Genomic DNA, 14,746 nt, shown 5'->3' with positions numbered 1-14,746 from the left:
TGGAAACGACGGGATTCGTCTGCCCTGAAAACGAGAAAATGGCTGTCCGCATGTTCCATGCGGGCCAACAGGCATTCAAAATCATCGTTAAGTTGTTCGCTTAGTAAAAATCTGTAAAATCCTTTGCGAAATTACCACCTAAACCATAGAAAATAAGCTGCTATGAATAATTCAGGCTATAATTTTATCCCAAAACGAAAACATTAACCCCCCTCTTGAAAGTGTTGTGGGACTTCTGTCTGACCATTTCATTAAGGTAAATATTGGTTATCATTCACCTGGCAGGCTGAGTTCTTTTTCCCTGCCGCCTGGGTCCATCCTGATCGCCCTGTTTTCGGCAGCAATCGCATTCCTGCCGGCTACAGCTTCATCCTGCTGCTTTATTCAGATGCTCAATAACAGGACCGAATGCAACAAGGGGGTAGATGATACCGGCCCGCAGAACAGAAAAAAATCTCTGAATAACCGAAAAGGACAGGCCGCCACCGGCCTGTCCTTATGAAGCATTTTTTTGACTGAGACACTGCGCTTCTCAAGAAAGAAATCATGGATTACTTATTAACTGCTGATCTCTGTTCGTACTGGTGAATCACTTCACGCGTAATCGGATCATCACTTTCAAGCCCGCTGATTTCTTTCAGAACATCCGTGACTGAAGAGGCTTTCAGCTTATTCTGCAGTTCAACAGCTTCCTTGTCGCCCGCTGCATCAAACTGAAGCGCTGCCGCCATCGCTTTTGCCAGATACGTGTACGACAGACCGAGTTTTTCTGCCTCTTTTGCCGGTTTAACCAGCCGGTCTTCCGGGCCAAGCTTGCGAATCGGCGAACGTCCGACACGTGTCACATCATCATTCAGTTTCGGATTTTCGAAACGGTGCAGGATTTTTTCAATATACTGTTCATGAACTTCAGGCTTGAAGCCGTAAGTTTTGATCAGATAGGCACCTGTTTCTTCGATGGCTCCTTTAACGTCCTGATAAATCTTCTGATCACGGAGCGTTTCATGAATCTTTTTCTTTCCTGCAAGATAGCCAAGATAAGCCGTCACTGCATGCCCGGTATTGACGGTGAACAGTTTACGTTCAATATAAGGAGCAAGATCCGGGACGATCTGCATGCCCTTCACTTTCGGAAGCTGCTGATCCGTCGCGACGATCCATTCATGATAGTCTTCAACAAGGACGTCCAGCAGTTCCTCATTGTGCTGCAGCGGAACAATCCGGTCAACGGCTGAATTCAGAAAATAGACGGTGCCTTCCAGCTTTTCTTTTGTCTCATCGTCCAGCGCTTTCAGAACCTCTTTCTTCAAGAGATCCGTCGCATTAATCTGATTCTCGCAGGCAATCACATATACTTTTTTGTCATTCACTTTCAGGCGTTCTCTCAGGCCGCGTGCAATCAGCGGTGCGATGAAGGGCAGCACCTTCGGACCGATGGCTGTTGTAATATAGACAGCGTCCTGAATCGCCGAAACAACCTGTTCAGGATCGGTTTTATTGTTGATCCCGGACACATTCGTAATCGTCACTGCCTGCTGAGGCTCGGAGGCCGTACGCACCGTGTATGTTCCTTTTTCGTTCAGTGCATCAATAATCTGTCCGGCAATATCAACAAATGTGACATGATAGCCTGATTCCGCAAACAGGGCACCGATAAACCCTCTGCCAATATTACCTGCTCCAAAATGTACGACTTTCTCCATCATAGATCATCCCTTTGAAAATTTATTCTTCAAAAATCTATAAAAAATATCTTCCAGTTTCGCGCGAATCATTTTCGCGTTCGCTGAGGAAAAGACCAGTATGCCTTCCTCATCCTCAACGAGTGAAGAACTGATCATGCTGATGACCTCCTGCAGGATCACGTCCAGCGGCTCCGGGGCCAGCAGAATCAGAAATTCAGTTACGTCCACCCGGCTGTCATCCATTCCTCTTAATCTAAAAGGATGATCCGTGTGACCGATCAGAAAGGCAATATGGCGGATTGAACGGTCACGGCAGTGGAACAGCGCCATTCGGGTATCCGGAATGGCGAGACCGGCTGCTTTTTCCCGTTTCAGAAGTTTTCCGGAGACGCTGTCCGGATGATCGGTCAGAGCCAGACGTGCCGCCTGATCCGACATGATCCGGATCACCTGCTCCATCGAACCGGCGTCCGTTACGGGCACGACAGTAAAGCTGTCCAGAATGTCTTTCACTCCGGTTCGCGCCTTATCCATTTCGTTCAGAAATTGCCCGAGTGACCGCTCCGGTTTCCCCCGGTAGCGCCTGATCTCCTTCGATGCACGGCCTGTAAATGCCCGGGGTACGGCTTTTCGTCGTGAGATCAGCTCCGAGGCTAGTGCCCTGATATCATCAATATTCTCCCGGCTGAGCAGCGGATTGACCGTAATACAGGGAATTTTTTGCTTTGGCAGCAGCACGGTTGAAAGAATCAGATCAAAGTGATTAAGATCCATCTTTTCCATATCGCTGATTGACGAAACCGTCACCGATGAGAGTTCCTGTATCTCTTTTCTCAGTCTCATCGCAAGCATCTTTGACGCCCCGATACCGGTCGGACAGACAACCAGCGCACGCAGGCGTACCGTCTGTTTTCTCTGTTCGAGTGCCGAGCCGAAATGGAGAACGACATAGGCCACCTCATCATCCGGAAAATCAATTTTACTGAATACCCGTTTCAGACAATCGGCCGTTACCTTGAACAGGCCGGGAAACTGATGTTTCACTTGCCGGGTCAGCGGATTTGCTGACGGGATATTTTTTCTGATCCGGAACAGTGAGGGTTCGAGGTGGGCCATCAGTCCCTGGAACAGGGAGAAATCTCCGGTCAGATCAACCTGCATCGCTTTGGATACATGCTGAATCAGTTCTTTTATTTCCCTGCCGGTGATGGCCTGATCATAGTAAACGGAATCAGCATGCTGCAGCCTTGAACCTTTCAGTATATCGTCAAGATAATTCCTCTCTGCAGCCGGCAAGGTGACGCCGAGACGCGTTGCCAGCACATCGCACAGGGTGTCGATAAACAGATGGGACGCCGCCCCGCCTTTATCCTCCTCAGCAGTCAACGAAAAGCCATCCTGAAACCTCTGCACCGTGATACAAACCTGAATCATGAATCCCACATAATCACTGTCGGCCAGCTCAGCCGGCATAGACGACATATGATCCCGGATGACCTGGTCAATGTCATGCAAATAACGGGATTTGAAATAATGCAGGATTCGCCTGTCTGATGCGGCATCGAAATGATCCAGACTGAAAATGGATCTAATCAGTTCTTCATTAAAATAAAGCAGAAAGAAGTTGCCCAGTGCCCGCCTCTTCGATCGTTCATATCCGGACAGGGTGACGCCGACGCCCCGTTTGCGCACAATGGCCACATCAAAATCTTTGAGCCAGTCGGTCAGCTGATCCAGATAAGACATCAGTGTCGTGACCGATATATTCAGATCCAGAGCCAGGGCGCTCGTTTTGACCGGTTCACGGGCCTGCATCAGCTGGAGCAGCAAAAGCAGTTTCCGCTCTTTCACAGACAGATCCAGAGGTTCAACTTCCGACAGGGCCTGAGCCAGTTTGAAAACGGCCTGATCCGGTCCTTTAATTTCCACGCTGTCATTGCCCGTCCGCTCCAGCTTCAGGCCAAAGCGACTGACCATTTTTTCTATCTTTTTCAGTTCCCGGTCAATGGTTCGTACACTGACCTGAAGATAGTTCGCCATGGACATCGGCGTGTGCCTTCCTCCTGTTTTGATCAGCAGTTCGATGATCGTTTTTTCTCTGCTCGTCATGTACATCGAATCAACCCATTCCTTCTCAGCAGTGGCGATCATCGATAAAAATGTGTGACTTAACTTTGATGATACGTCGGGATCAGCTGCTTTCCTTTATCGTATCATTAATAATCGACAGAAGAGCATCTGCAGATCCCGCTTTTACCATTTTCCTCACATTTTCAATGTCTGCACAGGCAACCGCAATCTTTGATAGAATGGCCAGATGGCCGTTATTCTTACCTGCGATACCAAAGATCATCCGGACGATGTTTCCGTCAAAGCTGACGCCATCAGGAACCTGGACAATAACGATACCTGATTGGATCACTTCTTTCTTTGTGCCCTCCGTACCATGCGGAATAGCGATTTCATTGCCCATGTATGTCGACATATCCTTGTCACGCTCAATCATGCCGTCTACATAGGAAGGATGAACATAGCCGCCATCGACAAGTGCCTGGCCGGCAAACCGGATGGCATCTTCTTTAGTGGAGAACGATTTATTCAGGAAGATGTTCTCTTTTTTCAGTATCCGTTCATCCGCAAAAACGTTATCCTCTTCTTCTTCTTTTAACGGTGCCGTCTGTTCTTTGCTGCTGTCTTTCAGCTTCTCAATCAACCGATCATAAGCCGGGCTTTCCAGAAAATTATCAACCGATACGTGATAAGCCTGAGGCGCATTGCCTTTCGCACGTGGCGTCAGTTCAGACTGTGTCACGACAATCTGTGCATCCTTTGGAATGGAGCTGACAGCCGAATTGGTGACTGTGATATTCAATCCTGCAGCCCTGACTTTCTTACGCAGAAGTGATGCCCCCATGGCACTGGAGCCCATGCCGGCGTCGCAGGCAAAAACAATTTTCTCTACTTTTTCCGGATTAAGTGGCTGATCATCACCAAGCATCCCTGAGACGTTGCTCTTCTTACCTTTCATGCTTTCCATCTTGCGTGTTGCTTCATCAAGATCACCATTCGCACTCTTATCCCGCTTCAGAATCGGAGTAGCGATCAGGAAGGAGATCGTCATAGAAACGGCGACATCAAGAATATTGGCTGTAAACGTGCCAAGTGAATGCGGTGTCGCGATCAGCATGGCAATGAAACTCCCCGGAGAAGCCGGTCCGACAAGTCCACCATGCAGCATCGTCAGAGTGAACACCCCGCTGATTCCGCCAAGGATCGTCGCAAAGAAAAGAAGCGGTTTCATCAGAATATAAGGAAAATAGATTTCATGAATCCCACCGAAGAAATGAATGATTGCGGCTCCGGGTGCTGTCTTTTTCGCATTACCTTTCCCAAAAAAGCAGTAAGCAAGCAGGACGCCCATACCAGGACCCGGGTTCGCTTCGAGAAGGAACAGAACGGACTGACCGGTCTGTCTGACCTGCTCAACCCCGATCGGAGTCAGAACACCATGGTTTATCGCGTTATTCAGGAAGAGCACTTTGCCGGGTTCGATGAACAGACTGGCCAGCGGCAGCAATCCTGCTGAGATCAGCCAGCCCACACCGGATGCAAGCGCATTGCTGACTGTATTAACTACAGGTCCGATACCGAGAAAAGCAATAACGGCAAGCAATCCGCCAAGAATACCGGCTGAGAAATTGTCCACCAGCATCTCAAATCCTGCTTTAACTTTTCCTTCAATTGATTTATCAAATTTCTTGATCAGATAACCGCCAAGCGGTCCCATAATCATGGCACCGAGGAACATAGGAATATCAGATCCGATAATCACACCGGCAGTAGCGATTGCTCCGACAACGCCTCCGCGATGATCGTAGACCACTTTCCCGCCTGTATATCCGATCAAAATCGGGAGCAAATAAGTAACCATCGGACCAACCAGTTTAGCCAGTTCCTCATTCGGCCACCAGCCTGTAGGGATGAACAGAGCTGTAGCCAGCCCCCACGCGATAAATGCGGCCATGTTCGGTAAAATCATCGAACTGAGGAAGTTTCCGAATTTCTGAATTTTAACTTTGATGCCTTTACCTTCGGACATATTTTCCAACCTCCTGATAAATATAAATCTCTCCATTCTTCTACTGAAGAAGATTTGCAGGTTATAAGCGCTTACATAAGTAAGCACTTGTAACCTTTTTCTCTCTGTCTTTATTATAGGAGTCAGGATAACTGGATAACAAGAGAAACTAAAGTTAACTTTGTCACAGTACGGATGACAAAACTTTGAAAGCGTTTTGACTAAAAACGCCTGATCTCTTCTTCCCCGTTCACGTTGATGATATAGGCACCCGGATGGAGGATCTGCAGCAGCTTCTTCATTTCGCCTTCCGGGAGTGAAACACATCCGGCTGTCGGACGGCCATTATCGACATGAACAAAGAAGCCTGAACCCGCAAAGGGCTTTCGTGCCGTATTATAATTGATTACCACCGCGTAACGATACTGCAGCGGATAGTCGGCAAGATGTTCGCTTGGCGCATGAAAATGAGCCCCCTCCTGCCAGGTGTTGTACTGCGGATCTTTGCTGTCTTCTACCCACCAGGACTGAGGGGTGATCTTTCTGAAGGGCAGCGACGTCCCCGGATTTTCCGTCCCGAAGGCAAAGCCGAGCGGATAAGCACCATACGGCGTCCTGCTCATACCCTCACGTGTCGGGCCGATCCCGTTCGTCCCGACATGTCCGTCTGTCGACAGGCTCCGGACCCAGGACTGACCTTTTTTCTCCCAAAATTCAATATGCGCCCGGCTGCCGGAAGCCACAACGGTCAGAATCTGTCCCGTCCGGCCGGAAAGCCTGGTTTCAGCAACAGGCGGCTGAGCGGGCTTCGGTGCCGGCGTGCCTGGCGGGGCGGCCGGTGCCTGAGGTTTGGATGGGGCATCCCCGGTTGCTGCAGGTTTGCTCTCTTTTTTCGACTTCGTCGCCACTTTGTTCACTGTCCCCTTTTTATTGAATGTTTCCGATGGCTGCTGCTGTTCTTTCTTTGCCGGCTGACGCCTTCCGGTCTGAACCCTCATGGTTTTGGTTTGACGCTTTGAGGCTGCATAAATTCTGATGGTCTCCTCCCGGTTTCTTACGTGTTCCCCGGTCTCGACCGGATTTATGACAATTTCACGGGTTTCATAGTGATCAGCAGGAATATGCTTCACAACCGGATGATTTTGAGCAGACCCGGAGGCTGTCAGCAGCACGCCGATAAACAGGATAACGGAAACCGCCATCATATTCCGCAGTTCCCTCATTGCTGTCACTCCTCATGATACTGTACTTTTAGTGTATCATGGTTACACTGGCAGTTAAAAATTTATTTCAAAAAAACCATTTTTTGAAGAAAAAAACACCGATTAGAAAATCGACGGCGCTGCCGGAACCGTCGCCTTTGCCTTTTATGGCTTGTGCGGAAGAAGCGAAATCCTGCGGGTACAGCGAAAAACAACCAACCCGTTCACCGGAGGCAATGTATAAAGAAAAAGCACCCGGTGAACCGGGTGCCTGGATCATTATTTCATATGGATCTGCTGAGATTCAGACCCCTCTGTTCGGGCGGCTGCCTGCAGCAGAGGAAGTGCTTTGACGGATTGAATCAGTTCGTCCAGTTTCCCTTCGATTCGATGTAACAGGAAAAAAGTGACAACTGCCGGGAAACCCACATCCCTGATCATCGGGAGCCATACGTCCATGAGAGTTCCTCCTTTCATTTTATAAAAAAAGCCGAAGGGAATGATCAGATTTTCCCTCCGGCTCTGCCTGATGGAACTCAGGCTATCTCGATCGGTGTGGTGTTGTTTTCCGAAATACGTGCGGATTTGACCTGAGTCAGTTCTCCGCCGGTTGATTCAAAGACATTTTGAGCGATAATTTCATCCATGGCACTTCGAACGGCAACCGGATCAGCGGGTTCGACAGGATCATTAAGTGACAGAGTGACGCTCTTGCCTGCCGTATTCAAAAACACCAGATTCAGTCTCTTCATTTCGCCTCTCTCCTTTCTTTAAGGATAGCCTGATGGGCGGGATCAGGCCGTGATTTCCGATGTGTCATCGCGCTCAACAGAGACGAACGGATGCTGCTGCAGCGGAGCCAGCTTGCCGGCGATGGCCAGAAGTGCGTCGGCTGACGCGGCCGGCTTAATATTCCGGAATACCTTGGTCAGGACAACCGGTTTGTCCTCTTCGTCCAGCCCGCCATCAAAAGTCAGGACAAAGGCAGACTGAGTAATTGCGCTGTTTGCCATGCTTATCACCTCCTGTGTCTAATAAGTAGACAAGAGAGAAAAAAATGGTGAGTCTGTTCTTTCTGAAAAATGAAAATCGTGTACAATAGATAGATAAGAGGGGCGGCGTCAACTGGCGCCGCCCACGGGGAGGGATGATCGTTATGAAAACACGTATTGCAACAAATCAGGCACCTCAGGCTGTTGGTCCTTACTCGCAGGCTGTATCCGCCGGTGACTTCGTCTTTGTCTCCGGACAGATTCCACTGGATCCGGAAAGCGGGAAGCTCGTTGAAGGAGGCCTTGAACGTCAGACCGGCCGGATTTTTCAAAATATCGGCGCGATATTAAAAGAAGCCGGGCTGGACTTTTCACATGTCGTCTCCGCCACCGTCTTTCTGACCAACATCAACGATTTCAATACGGTTAATGACGTTTACGGAAAATACTTTGAAGGCGGCGTTCTGCCCGCCAGGTCCGCTGTCCAGGTAGCTGCACTGCCAAAGGGCGCGAAGCTGGAAATCTCCTGCACAGCTTATCGCGAATAATCACGATTCGGTCAAAAAAAGAGGATCATGACCCACCTGTCCGGTGTTTCATGATCCTCTTCCTTTTTTTGTAAAATAGTTACGCCTCGTTAGAATGGCTCCGCATTCTCAGACCGATCTTGATGCATTCGTTGACAACCAGCGGGACCAGAGCAAAGAGGATGACGATCAGCCAGTCTCTAAGCGACAGCATCTGAACATGGAAGGCGCCGGCGAGAACAGGAATTGAAATGACAACAAACTGCAGCAGCATCCCAAGCAGGATGGCACCGATCAGATATTTATTGGAAAACAGGCCGATCTGGAATATAGATTTTCTGGAATTCCGCATGGCAAGTGAGTAAAAGAGCTGCGAAACCGCCAGAACAACGAAGGCCATTGTTTCCGCATAGTCCAGCACATGTCCGGGAATGTTATCCGAACCCATATTAAAGCCGTATTCGTTCAGGCCGAAATAAAAGGCAAGTAAGGTCAGGACACCGATCAGTGTTCCGCCCAGAACAGCGTGGAAAGCCGCCCCGTGAGCAAAGAATCCTTCTTTGGGATCCCGCGGCTTATTATTCATGATATGTTTATCCCCGGGATCGACACCGAGGGCAATGGCCGGGAAGGTATCGGTAATCAGGTTAATCCAGAGAATCTGAGTCGGAAGAAGCGGCACCGGCCAGAAGAAGAGCACCGAAGCAAAGATCGAGATGATTTCCCCGAGATTACAGGACAAAAGGAAGATCACCGATTTTTTAATGTTGTTATATATATTCCGGCCTTCCTCAATCGCTGCAACGATCGTCGTAAAGTTATCATCGGTCAGAATCATATCGCTCGCGCCCTTGGACACATCGGTGCCTGTAATCCCCATGGCGACGCCGATATCTGCGGTTTTCAGTGACGGCGCATCATTAACCCCGTCACCGGTCATCGAAACAATGTTACCGTGTGACTGAAAGGCATTGACTATTTTTACCTTATGCTCAGGGGACACCCGGGCGAACACGCGATACCGATTAATATTGTCTCTGAATTCCTGAGCCGGCATGGCGTCAATTTCACTTCCGGAAATCGTCTGATCGAGTGAGGTGGCAATCCCCAGCTGCGTTGCGATCGCCGCCGCTGTATGCTGGTGGTCACCCGTGATCATGACCGGTGTGATGCCCGCGCGTTTTGCCTTGCTGATGGAGTCTTTAACTTCAAGTCGCGGTGGATCGATCATACCGACAAGCCCGGTAACGATCAGATCATTTTCCATTTCATCCGGCTCCAGTACCCGGTCCGTATCTTTATACGCGGCACCTAAAACACGCAGTGCCTGGTCGGACATTTCTTCAGCGGCCTTCAGATAATTGGCCCTGATCTCGTCCGTTAATGGCACAACCTGTCCATCCACAAGGGCACGGGTGGCGATTTTCAGAATATTATCGATTGCCCCTTTTGTATGGACACGATACCCGGAGCCCTCTTTATTCAGCGTAGACATCAGTTTTCTGTCGGAGTCAAAAGGTTTTTCAGCGACACGTGCAAAGGATCCCTCCAGATCCTTTTTCGCCAGATGATATTTCTGACCCAGCACAACAAGGGCTACCTCCGTGGGGTCGCCCGTGCTCTCCCCATCCTCATAAGTCGCGTCGGAGCAGAGGACAAAGGATTTGATCATGTCCTTCAGATCTTGGGACCCGGCGGTCTTTGCACCTTCCTTCGGCACATCTTCAAAATGGCGATACGTGTACGTATGCACGACCGTCATTTTGTTCTGCGTCAGCGTCCCGGTTTTATCCGAACAGATAATGTTCACCGAACCAAGCGTTTCAACAGCTGGCAGCCGTTTGACAATCGCGTGGATCCGCGACATGCGGGTTACGCCCAGGGCAAGCACAATCGCAACGATGGCCGGAAGTCCTTCCGGGATGGCGGCTACGGCGAGGCTGATCGCAGTCAGGAACATCTCAAAAAGGTCGCGCTTCTGAATCAGGGCAATCACAAACATCAAGGCACAGATTGCGATGGCAAGATACCCGAGCATTTTCCCCAGTCCGGCAAGTCTTTTCTGAAGTGGTGTCAGTTCTTCATGATCTTCATCAAGAACCTTGGCGATCTTGCCGATCTCCGTATTCATACCGGTTGCGACAACCACCCCTTCACCACGTCCATAAGTGGTCAACGTGGACATAAACGCCATATTCGACTGGTCGCCAAGCGGTGTTTTCGCGTCCTCGTGCAGGTCGGACGCCCTCTTCTCAGTCGGCACCGACTCACCGGTCAGTGCCGACTCTTCAATCTGCAGATTGACGCTTTCTGTCAGCCTGAGGTCGGCAGGTACGTACCGCCCGGCATCCAGAACAACGATATCGCCCGGCACAAGGGTACGGGAGTCGATTTCCTTTACTTCTCCGTCACGGCGTACAAGCGCGCGCGGCGTTGTCATTTTCTGAAGCGCTTCTATCGCCTTTTCGGCTTTAAATTCCTGAAAAACGCCGATCACGGCATTTAATACCACAACAAGCAGGATGATAACCGCATCGGTGTACTCTCCGATGAGCAGTGTGATCACTGCCGCCCCAAGCAGGACGTAAATCAGCATATCCTTCAGCTGAGCAAAAAACAAAGCAATGATGCTTTTCTTTTTCTTGCCCTTCAGCTTATTTTCCCCGTGCTTTTCCAGTCTTGCCTTCGCTTCCTCAGCCGAGAGCCCGCGGTCCGGCCCAACCTCAAATTCTCTGAAGGCATCTTTCGCTGGTTTGGTAAACCACATTATCTCTTCAACTCCATCCTCCGGAAAACCGTTTCTACGCAGCGACTGCATTTCTGTTTCCTTTAGCATTACCCTTTTCTTCGCCGCTTATCGAACAGAAGCGACAAATTCATGAACAGGTTCAATCAGGAAGACATTCATCTGTTCCTGGAGAAATCATTCACATGCGATAACAGGGCGCATGTCGCTGCCCTATAATCAAGTCTAAAGGACTCAGCGTGATTATTCAATCGCTTACAGTCAGAAACATCTGAACAATAGCGGTTACGAACGCCCTGTATTATCCCCATGAACCCGGGCTCTGAGCCAATTTCAGGGCTGATCGTTCACAAATTTGTCAGAGAATATCAATGTATGGGGTGATGAAATTAAAGCGCCTACAGCATATTTCAGTGATCAGCTCGAAAGTATAGGCAGCGGTATGGCTCAGTCTTTCGCCACAACCGGTTTTTGCGTTTCAATAAATGACAGGATGTCTTCCGTGCGTTACGAAAAAACCTCCAAGAGTAAGTTTTTGAAAACTCACCCTCAGAGGTTCAAAACTGGTCAAAACCAGGTCTGTCAGTGAACGCTGTGCATTTTTGCCCTGTTGTATGCTTAAAAATCCCACTGCAACGGGCTTTATGGAGCATAGGAGGCTCGAACTCCTGACCTCTTCGCTGCCAGCGAAGCACTCTCCCAGCTGAGCTAATGCCCCAAAACCTTGCTCAAGACAAGAAAAAGATTAACAAAAACCGGGCCTTTTGTCAAACCTTTTTTCTGACTCTTCCATGACATCGCGTATCGGGTATACCAGCATACGTATCGCTGTTCCCGGCACCATGGCGGGATACCGCCTGTTTTCGTTTTCCATCAGGCTTTTCGCATGAATGCGACCTTTCAGCTATCGGATACTCCTGCAACGGTGATCCGCCGGCACATATCACATGATTGTCGCATTTCGCGCGCTGAAAAGTGCAAAACCTGTTATATAATAAGGTCTGTAATGATAGCGCTTACATATCACAGGAGGTCCTGCAAATGACTGATGATCCCGCAAAACTGGCTCATCACCGATGGTCGGTTTTTTCTTCTGCATGGGTTCTGATTCTGATTATTTCATCTATTGCGATGTACAGTGTTTTTTCTGAACCGCTGACTCAGCTGAGAGGATGGTCTCTTGGCAGCTTTAACCTTGCTTATTCCATTTATACGCTGATACAGGCCGTCACCGCCATATTTGCCGGCATGTATATGCATAAACATGGAACAAAGAAAATGATGTACGTTGGCGGTTTCACCATTGCAGCCGGATGGTTCCTTACATCCTTTGCCTCATCGATTCCGGCGTTCTATATCACATTCGGCATTGTCGCCGGTGCCGGTTCCGGTATTCTCTATAACCCGTCGCTTGTCACCGCACTGAAGTGGTTCCCCGAACAATCAGGAAGGATATCCGGTCTGCTCCTGTCCAGTGCAGCGATCGGCCCGTTTCTGTTTTCACCGGTCGCGGCGAAGGTGATCGAGCTCTTCGGTGTGCTGAATGCCTTTCGCATCTTTGGCGTTTCCTTCCTGATTCTGGCGTGGGCCGTCGCCTGGAAACTGGACAGTGCCCCTGAGGGATACCGGCCACCCGGCTTTCGCCCTTCAAAATCATCATCACAGACAAAACCGAAGAAAATCAATATCAACTGGAAAGTCATGGTGTCCTCGCCGCTGTTTTATCTATTGCTCGTTACTATGATTGTCGCCAGTACGGCAGGAACCATGCTGGTCAGCTCCGTATCGGTCATCGCCCAGCAGCAGATCGGGCTGACCGCCTCTCTTGGCGCGATCATTGTCAGTGTCAGTACCTTGTCAAACTTTATCGGTCGTCTGAGCTTTGGCGTTCTGTTCGAGAAGATGGGCGCATTCGGTTCACTGGTTTTCGATCTTCTGATCACCATCAGCGCGCTTCTTTTGATCGCATTCGCCGATACCTTAGCGGTTTTTGTCGTCTGCATCGTCCTGCTCGGTTTTTCCTTCGGGGGAGTACTGGTCCTTTTCCCGCCGCTGACCGGTCAGCTGTTTGGATTAAAGTATCTCGAGATCAACTATGCGATCGTTTTTCTCGGATATGCCGGCGGTGCCTTCGTTGGGCCTCGAATCGCAGCCTACTTCAGCGAGACGGCCGGATCGTTTATTCCCGCCTACTTTGTCGCAGCCGCTCTCAGCGCAATCGGCCTGATTCTGGTCGGACTGCTTGCACTGATGGCCCGGAAGCAACTTTCAAATCAGAAAAAGCTGGTTCATCAATCCTGAATTCAGAACCTGCTTCGAAAGGGGGGCTGCTACTATGGTTTAACCATTTCTTTCTTCAGTATCCGACGCTGAAGTTATCGACGTTCTTTTTAAATACATAGTGGCGACCGGTTTCCGGTGAATACGTCCGCACATAGATCCGGTGATGGATCAGATCAAACCCCAGCAGACGGATATAACCCTGACCTCCCTTAATCGACTGATAGTCGGAGAGAATCTGCAGGACTTTCCGGTCCGGGTTTCCATCGAAATCATCATCAAGTTGATCCACGCGTCTGGCTGCTCCGAATCTGTGCCCGTTGAGAACCACTTTCACATTGGCATTCGGACGTACAATGCGCTCAAACAGCATCGAACCGGGTCCGGCTCTTCTCCCGTTATTTCCCAGGTAATCATGCACATAAAGAATAGCGGTCCGATCTTTATAGATTTTTAATATCTGATTCATCCAGCCAACTTCTTCCCCGCCGATGCCCCAGCCGATACCAAGCATGATAAACTTCTCACCTTTTACATCAATCAGATCGAAGTGTCCGCGATTATCTTTATACGAGCCGCCATACCACGGGTTCCAGCGAAAGCGCTCTTCGCCGAAATATTGGCCGTACATGCTGTAGTGTCCGGCCTGATCTCCAACGTCATGATTCCCTGTCACAACGCCATAAGGTAATTTTGCATCATCCAGGATCTTCATCGCCTGATCGGCTCTCTTCCACTGATAACTCCGGTTGAAGTTATTGACGATATCGCCGAGATGAAAAATATATTTTAGATTCAGCGATGCCCGGTTAGCGACAAACCACTGGTTCATTTTTTTAAACGTTTTGGGAAAGGACTGACTGTAATACTGCGTGTCGGGCAGAACGCCGAAAGTAAAATCGACATGGGGGGCCTCTTGAAACAGAGGATGGGATACTTTTCGCTGCACCGGCTCCAGCTGACTGATCAGCCAGTCAGACTTTCTGAACAGCAGGGCACCGGGGTCAGCGGTGCCCTGCAGCATGATCGTTTCCAGGGTAGCGCCGGCATCCAGCTTCGAAGCAACAGACGCTGAGGTGAGGAGGCACAAACAGATAACAGGCATGATCGATTTGATTCGCAGCTTTCTCAAAACGGCATCCTCCCATTTCATCAGCTGTGTTATGATGCCCGTTTTTTCGTAAAATATGAACTCTGAATGAAAAAGGTACCAGTTGCCGATACCGTGAAAATCAT

12 protein-coding genes and 1 tRNA gene are annotated in these 14,746 nt (G+C 49.5%); 2 read left to right on the top strand and 11 right to left on the bottom strand.

The window, feature by feature from the left end:
* Positions 1-551: 551 nt before the first annotated feature.
* The 8 genes from EWH91_RS11055 to EWH91_RS11020 all read right to left on the bottom strand — a co-directional run bounded on the left by EWH91_RS11055 (position 552) and on the right by EWH91_RS11020 (position 7,978).
* Positions 552-1,703 carry a mannitol-1-phosphate 5-dehydrogenase gene (locus EWH91_RS11055; protein ID WP_129930097.1) on the bottom strand — a complete coding sequence of 384 codons (1,152 nt, stop codon included), beginning with the start codon at positions 1,701-1,703 and terminating at the stop codon, positions 552-554.
* Between the two features lie 6 nt (positions 1,704-1,709).
* Entirely contained in the window at positions 1,710-3,794 is a 2,085-nt protein-coding gene (locus EWH91_RS11050; RefSeq protein WP_240697342.1) for a BglG family transcription antiterminator, read from the bottom strand.
* Positions 3,795-3,876: 82 nt separating this feature from the next.
* On the bottom strand, positions 3,877-5,784 hold the full coding sequence (locus tag EWH91_RS11045; protein WP_129930095.1) for a PTS mannitol transporter subunit IICBA: 1,908 nt from the start codon (positions 5,782-5,784) through the stop codon (positions 3,877-3,879).
* Between the two features lie 200 nt (positions 5,785-5,984).
* Positions 5,985-6,986 (bottom strand): L,D-transpeptidase family protein, encoded by a 1,002-nt coding sequence (locus EWH91_RS11040; protein WP_129930094.1) that lies wholly within the window; start codon positions 6,984-6,986, stop codon positions 5,985-5,987.
* 67 nt (positions 6,987-7,053) lie between these two features.
* Complete coding sequence (locus EWH91_RS11035; protein ID WP_129930093.1) at positions 7,054-7,245, bottom strand: hypothetical protein; 192 nt, start codon at positions 7,243-7,245, stop codon at positions 7,054-7,056.
* On the bottom strand, positions 7,245-7,424 hold the full coding sequence (locus EWH91_RS11030) for a YvrJ family protein (protein ID WP_129930092.1): 180 nt from the start codon (positions 7,422-7,424) through the stop codon (positions 7,245-7,247). Before EWH91_RS11030 ends, EWH91_RS11035 begins: the two co-directional genes overlap by 1 nt.
* Positions 7,425-7,501: 77 nt before the next feature.
* The gene (locus EWH91_RS11025) at positions 7,502-7,717 is read right to left on the bottom strand and encodes a DUF2922 domain-containing protein (protein ID WP_129930091.1); all 216 of its coding nucleotides are present in this window, start codon (positions 7,715-7,717) and stop codon (positions 7,502-7,504) included.
* 42 nt (positions 7,718-7,759) lie between these two features.
* A complete protein-coding gene (locus tag EWH91_RS11020; RefSeq protein WP_129930090.1) occupies positions 7,760-7,978 on the bottom strand; it encodes a DUF1659 domain-containing protein in 219 nt (72 codons plus the stop codon).
* A 143-nt stretch (positions 7,979-8,121) separates the two neighbouring features.
* On the opposite strand from EWH91_RS11020, the gene EWH91_RS11015 reads away from it, so the two are divergent.
* Positions 8,122-8,505, top strand: coding sequence for a RidA family protein (locus EWH91_RS11015; protein ID WP_129930089.1), 384 nt, complete (start codon positions 8,122-8,124; stop codon positions 8,503-8,505).
* Positions 8,506-8,584: 79 nt separating this feature from the next.
* On the opposite strand, the gene EWH91_RS11010 is transcribed toward EWH91_RS11015, so the two are convergent.
* Together EWH91_RS11010 and EWH91_RS11005 are read right to left on the bottom strand one after the other, a co-directional pair.
* Complete coding sequence (locus EWH91_RS11010; protein WP_129930101.1) at positions 8,585-11,251, bottom strand: cation-translocating P-type ATPase; 2,667 nt, start codon at positions 11,249-11,251, stop codon at positions 8,585-8,587.
* Between the two features lie 624 nt (positions 11,252-11,875).
* Positions 11,876-11,948, bottom strand: a tRNA-Ala gene (locus EWH91_RS11005).
* Between the two features lie 323 nt (positions 11,949-12,271).
* On the opposite strand from EWH91_RS11005, the gene EWH91_RS11000 reads away from it, so the two are divergent.
* Positions 12,272-13,531: an L-lactate MFS transporter gene (locus EWH91_RS11000; RefSeq protein ID WP_129930088.1), complete on the top strand. Its 1,260-nt coding sequence runs from the start codon at positions 12,272-12,274 to the stop codon at positions 13,529-13,531.
* A 55-nt stretch (positions 13,532-13,586) separates the two neighbouring features.
* Here the strand turns inward: EWH91_RS11000 and EWH91_RS10995 are convergent, their stop codons facing one another.
* Positions 13,587-14,642 (bottom strand): metallophosphoesterase, encoded by a 1,056-nt coding sequence (locus EWH91_RS10995; RefSeq protein WP_129930087.1) that lies wholly within the window; start codon positions 14,640-14,642, stop codon positions 13,587-13,589.
* Positions 14,643-14,746: the final 104 nt, after the last annotated feature.

The sequence above is a fragment of the Sporolactobacillus sp. THM19-2 genome, assembly GCF_004153195.1.
Classification (GTDB): Bacteria; Bacillota; Bacilli; order Bacillales; family Sporolactobacillaceae; genus Sporolactobacillus.
This window is presented reverse-complemented; position numbering and strand designations above follow the sequence as displayed.